Source organism: Streptomyces sp. NPDC054847 (assembly GCF_053610925.1).
This window is the reverse complement of record NZ_JBSGZJ010000637.1, coordinates 1-3,019: the sequence shown is the minus strand read 5'-3', so window position 1 is coordinate 3,019 and position 3,019 is coordinate 1. Positions and strand designations below refer to the sequence as shown.

Here is a 3,019-nt window from a genome sequence, read left to right as displayed (position 1 = left end):
CCCGGACCCTCAGGAGACCGGAGCCCCCCACGGGAGAAGCGGCGTCCTGTCCGCCAGGACGCCGCTTTCCGGCCCGTCGTGCGCCTCGGGTCCGCCGTGGCGTCCGGTCCGTCGTGCGCATCCGGTCCGTCCTGTACGCGTCCGCTCCGTCGTGCGCGTCGGATCCGTGCTGTGCGAGGGCCTCAGGTCGCCGGTGGCGGGTGCGGGAGGGAAGAGGGAGCGGCGGTCAGCAGCCGGCCGTGGCGGGGCGCGCCCATGTCGCCCGGATGCTCTTGCCGTGGGGGACCTGACGGACCTCCACGCAGCCGGCGAGCCGCTGCACCATGTGCCATCCGAAGCCGCCGCCGCCCGCGAGGTCCGGCTGCCGGGGGACCGGTGGCAGCGGGCTGGAGTCGTCCATCTGGACGACCAGGGTGTCGTGTCCGACCGTCAGACGCAGCCGCCACCAGCCGGCGGTGTGGCGCACGGCGTTGGTGACCAGTTCGGAGACGACGAGCAGCACCGCGTCGGCGTCGGCCCACGCGCAGTGCTGCAGCAGGAACTCCGCGGTGGCCGTACGGGCGCCCGCGCTGTGCCTGCTCTCCTGATGGGGCGATTCCTCGATCACCACCTGCGGCTGTGCGTTCATCACCGCTCGCATACCCAGAAGTCGCGCGAGTATCAACCCCGCGCACCGGTATCTCACACAACGACGGGAGCGCCAGGGTTTCCGGCGGTTCGGGCGTGCCCGGGCCGAGGTCGGTCATGACACTCCTGTTTCACCGGAGCGCAATGTTTCCCCGCGCCTCCCGTCAGCGCGCAATGATCGTCCGCCGATGCGCAACAACGGTGCATTACGGCTGTGAGCAGCGGACTCGTAGGCTCGACCCCCGTACCAGGAGTGGCGGTGACCGTCTGCTCGGCGGTTCCCCCACCCATGCGCGGGCTTCTTCTGCCTGCCCGCGGGCCGCCGTCGGGCCGCCCCGCCGAGCCGCAGCGATGAAGGAGCCAACGACGTGCTGGACCAAGGCGCAGCGCCACCGACGACCGAGCCGTCGAACGAAAGGAGCCGGGGGACCGGCGCCCGGCTGATGAGAAGGAAGCCGGTCGAGCGGCTGGTCGCGGAGGGCGGGCAGGGCGAGGGCGGTGCGCTGCGCCGTTCGCTGTCCATGTGGCAGTTGACCATGATCAGCATCGGTGCCACGCTCGGCACCGGCATCTTCGTCGTGCTCGGCGAGGCGGTTCCCGAGGCGGGCCCCGCCGTCACCGTCTCGTTCGTGATCGCCGGTCTGACGGCGCTCTTCTCGGCCCTCTCGTACGCGGAGCTGGCCGGCACCATCCCGGTCTCCGGATCGTCCTACTCGTACGCCTACGCCACGATGGGCGAGCTCGTCGCCTGGGTCTGCGGCTGGTGTCTCATCCTCGAGTACGGGGTCTCCGTCGCCGCCGTGGCGGTCGGCTGGGGCGAGTACCTCAACGAACTCCTCGCAGGCACCATCGGCGTCACCATCCCGGAGGCCCTGTCGGCGCCGCCCGGCGACGGCGGGTTCTTCAACCTGCCCGCCCTCCTCGTCGTGCTGCTCGCCATGGTGTTCCTGCTCGGCGGGGCCCGCGAGAGCGCCCGCGCCAACACCGTCATGGTCGTGGTGAAGATCGCCGCCCTGGTGCTGTTCTGCGCAGTCGGCGTCCAGGGCTTCCGCAGCGGCAACTACGAGAACTTCATGCCGCTGGGCATGGCGGGCGTGAGCGCCGCGGGAGCGTCGCTGTTCTTCTCGTACATCGGCTTCGACGCCGCCTCCACGGCCGGCGAGGAGGCCAAGAACCCTCAGCGTGACCTGCCGCGCGCCATCATGCTGTCCCTCCTGATCGTCACCGCGCTGTACGTGCTGGTCGCCGCCGTCGCCGTCGGCGCCCGCCCCTGGAAGGGCTTCGGCGAGTCCGAGGCCGCGCTCGCCGGGATCATGGAGGACGTCACCGGGCAGAGCTTCTGGGCCGTGCTGCTCGCCGCGGGCGCCGTCATCGCCATCGCCAGCGTCGTGCTGACGGTGCTGTACGGGCAGACCCGCATCCTGTTCGCCATGTCGCGCGACGGTCTGGTGCCCAAGGTGTTCTCCCGGGTGCACGCCAAGAGCGGTGCTCCCCGGGCCAACACGGTGATCGTCTCGCTGTTCTGCGGCGTGCTCGCCGCCGCCGTGCCGCTGGGCCGGCTGGCCGACGCCACGAGCATCGGCACCCTGTTCGCGTTCGCGCTCGTCAACGTGGCCGTCGTCGTGCTGCGCCGGACCCGCCCGGACATGAAGCGGACCTTCCGGGTGCCGCTGTCGCCGCTCTTCCCGGTGATCGGCTTCGGGTTCTGCGTGTGGATGATGTTCAGCCTCGACACCATCACCTGGATCGTGTTCGGGGTCTGGATGGTGGTGGGCCTGGCCGTCTACTTCGGGTACGGCATGCGCAGGTCCGCACTGCGGTGAGGCCGCGCCGGGGACCCGCGCCCGTATCCCTGATGGATACTGTCTTGACCAGGGAGCCGCTGCTCCCCGGCACGGACCGAGCATGGTGTGAAAGTTGCTGAACGACCTCGACGAGCGCATCGTCCATGCCCTGGCGGAGGACGCCCGCCGCTCCTACGCGGACATCGGCTCGATGGTGGGGCTCTCCGCCCCGGCGGTGAAACGACGGGTGGACCGGCTGCGCGCGGAAGGCGCCATCACCGGTTTCACCGTGCGGGTCGACCCGAAGGCGCTGGGTTGGGCGACCGAGGGGTTCATCGAGATCTTCTGCAGCCGCAACACCTCTCCCGAGGCGATCGAGCGCGGCCTCAAGCGCTACCCGGAGATCGCGTCCGCCTCCACCGTCACCGGTGAGGCGGACGCGATCGTCCAGGTCTTCGCCTCCGACATGCGCCACTTCGAGCGGGTGCTCGAACGCATCGCGGGCGAGCCGTTCGTGGAGCGCACCAAGTCGGTCCTGGTGCTCTCCCCGCTGCTGCGGCGGTTCTCCTCCGGCGCTCCCGCGTAACGCCCGCGGCTCCCCGGGGCGG

The 3,019-nt window shown here is 70.9% G+C and carries 3 protein-coding genes; 2 read left to right on the top strand and 1 reads right to left on the bottom strand.

The window, feature by feature from the left end; translation table 11 throughout:
- Positions 1–226: 226 nt before the first annotated feature.
- Positions 227–628 carry an ATP-binding protein gene (locus ACWGH4_RS33550; RefSeq protein WP_441265263.1) on the bottom strand — a complete coding sequence of 134 codons (402 nt, stop codon included), beginning with the start codon at positions 626–628 and terminating at the stop codon, positions 227–229.
- A 367-nt stretch (positions 629–995) separates the two neighbouring features.
- Here ACWGH4_RS33550 and ACWGH4_RS33545 point away from each other — a divergent pair, with 367 nt between their 5' ends.
- The gene (locus tag ACWGH4_RS33545; protein ID WP_453467503.1) at positions 996–2,450 is read left to right on the top strand and encodes an amino acid permease; all 1,455 of its coding nucleotides are present in this window, start codon (positions 996–998) and stop codon (positions 2,448–2,450) included.
- Positions 2,451–2,544: 94 nt separating this feature from the next.
- Entirely contained in the window at positions 2,545–2,997 is a 453-nt protein-coding gene (locus ACWGH4_RS33540) for an Lrp/AsnC family transcriptional regulator (RefSeq protein ID WP_005319952.1), read from the top strand.
- The last annotated feature ends 22 nt before the right edge of the window (positions 2,998–3,019 follow it).

Excerpts from the sequence above, each read along its gene's own strand:
- ACWGH4_RS33550 (WP_441265263.1), bottom strand. The coding sequence starts at position 628 with ATGAACGCACAGCCGCAGGTGGTGATCGAGGAATCGCCCCATCAGGAG.